Annotated in this window: 1 protein-coding gene; it reads right to left on the bottom strand. The window is 65.8% G+C overall.

From position 1 onward, the window contains the following. Positions 1-37: 37 nt before the first annotated feature. The gene (locus A9Q02_RS00940; RefSeq protein WP_097650470.1) at positions 38-1,117 is read right to left on the bottom strand and encodes a hypothetical protein; all 1,080 of its coding nucleotides are present in this window, start codon (positions 1,115-1,117) and stop codon (positions 38-40) included. Between the last annotated feature and the right edge of the window lie 483 nt (positions 1,118-1,600).

Raw genomic sequence — 1,600 nt, 5'->3', positions numbered from 1 at the left:
CGCAGGTCACGAGGGAAGGGAGCGGGAACCGGCAAATCTAGTTGACACCAGGCGGCAAATCTAGTTGACATTTAACATGCGTGACCAACCAGCCGTCCTTCGGGCGCAGCAGTTCGGGGCCCAGCTGGAAGCGCTCGCGCAGCACGCGTCGGGCAGCGAGCAGCCCACTCTCCTGGCCAAGCTGGGTGATGGCGTGCTCGCTCAGGCGCAGGCCCTGAGCCTGCGCAGCGGCCTGCACCTCGGCGACGGACCACCAGAGGTGGCGCGCCCAGCACTGGACAATGGCCTGCTGCTGCGCACGAGGCAGGAGGGGACCATCACGGCGACTCATCAGGCGTTGCCAATCGCCCGCCTCGTGATAGTCCTCCCACCGACTGAGCAACTCCTGGAGCGTGTCGAACCAGCCCGCCAGCCACGTCTGGCAGAGGAACGGTCGTTGCCCGGGATGCGCCACAAGATGGATGTCGCGCAGAAAGAGCAGGAACATGCGCCGGTCGAACTCATCGACGGGCCTGTGGCGGATGGCGAACTGGTCGCCGAGGATGACCTCGTAGGTGCCGTCATCGAGGACCCGTCCGCTGGCCTTCGGTTTGGGCGGGCGAGACGTCGCGGCAGTCCCGAGCAGGGCACCACCGGTCAGGCCAAGCAGTTGGCCGAGCAGGAGCCCACCGAGGGCAAGCAGCATGGCCAGGTGGAGGTCGGCCAGGGTCTGACGGAGCCAGCGGCCGCTCGGGCGCTGGGCCCACTGCGGCCAGACGAGCACCGTGAGCGTGAGCAGCCAGCGCACGAGCGGCAGGCTGGCCAGCCCGAGCAGGGCGGTGGGGGGGCGCGTGCCAAGGAGAAGCAGGAGCAGCAGGCTCGTTTGGCAGAGTACCGGGGGCAGGGTGCGGCGGAGCACCGCCCCGGCGCCGCGGAGCGTCGGGGCGACGGGATGGAAATGGCGGCGGCGGCAGCGGATCCGGCGCACCGAGCGCGCCACGGCGACCGTCACGGGGAGCCGTTCGGCTCCGTACCCGGTGCTTGTCACGAGCAGGAGGGGCAGCAGGGCCAGCGCCAGCAGGCGCACAATACGACGGTGTTGCCGCCGCGTCAGGGGAGCGAAGATGGTATGATACACGCTTGCCAGCCTTTCGCGTGGGATGCACAAGGGTTTGTGGTAAAGCTCCATGTACACCCTTTCGCGAAGGCTGGCAAGTTTATACCCAAGCAGCAACGGCGGTCAGGCCGAAATGACGAAGCGCCTTGGTGACGGGGCGCGTCCTGATGCCACTGCGTAGTCCCTAATGTGTATCGGTCTCACACGACTACCCCAACCAGTGTTCCACCGATCGCGACTATTGCGTTTGGAACCATCATCGTGTCATCTCCTGTGTGCTACAGTTTTGCCCCAGCCTCTTGACACATAGCGTACAATTGTTCTACACGATAGCGGTAGCTTTTCCGCCTCTCAGAATAGAACGAGGTATTGTATGTCTCGCCAGCCTATCTGTCCGTGTTGCCGCTCACCCCAGGCGACCCAGCGCGTCGCTGCGATCGTCACTGGGGGTACCCGCGATGTCCGCGTCCTCACGGCTGACCTTGTGCCCGCAGCGGGCGTTGC

This window comes from Candidatus Chloroploca asiatica (genome assembly GCF_002532075.1).
GTDB lineage: Bacteria > Chloroflexota > Chloroflexia > Chloroflexales > Chloroflexaceae > Chloroploca > Chloroploca asiatica.
This window is presented reverse-complemented; position numbering and strand designations above follow the sequence as displayed.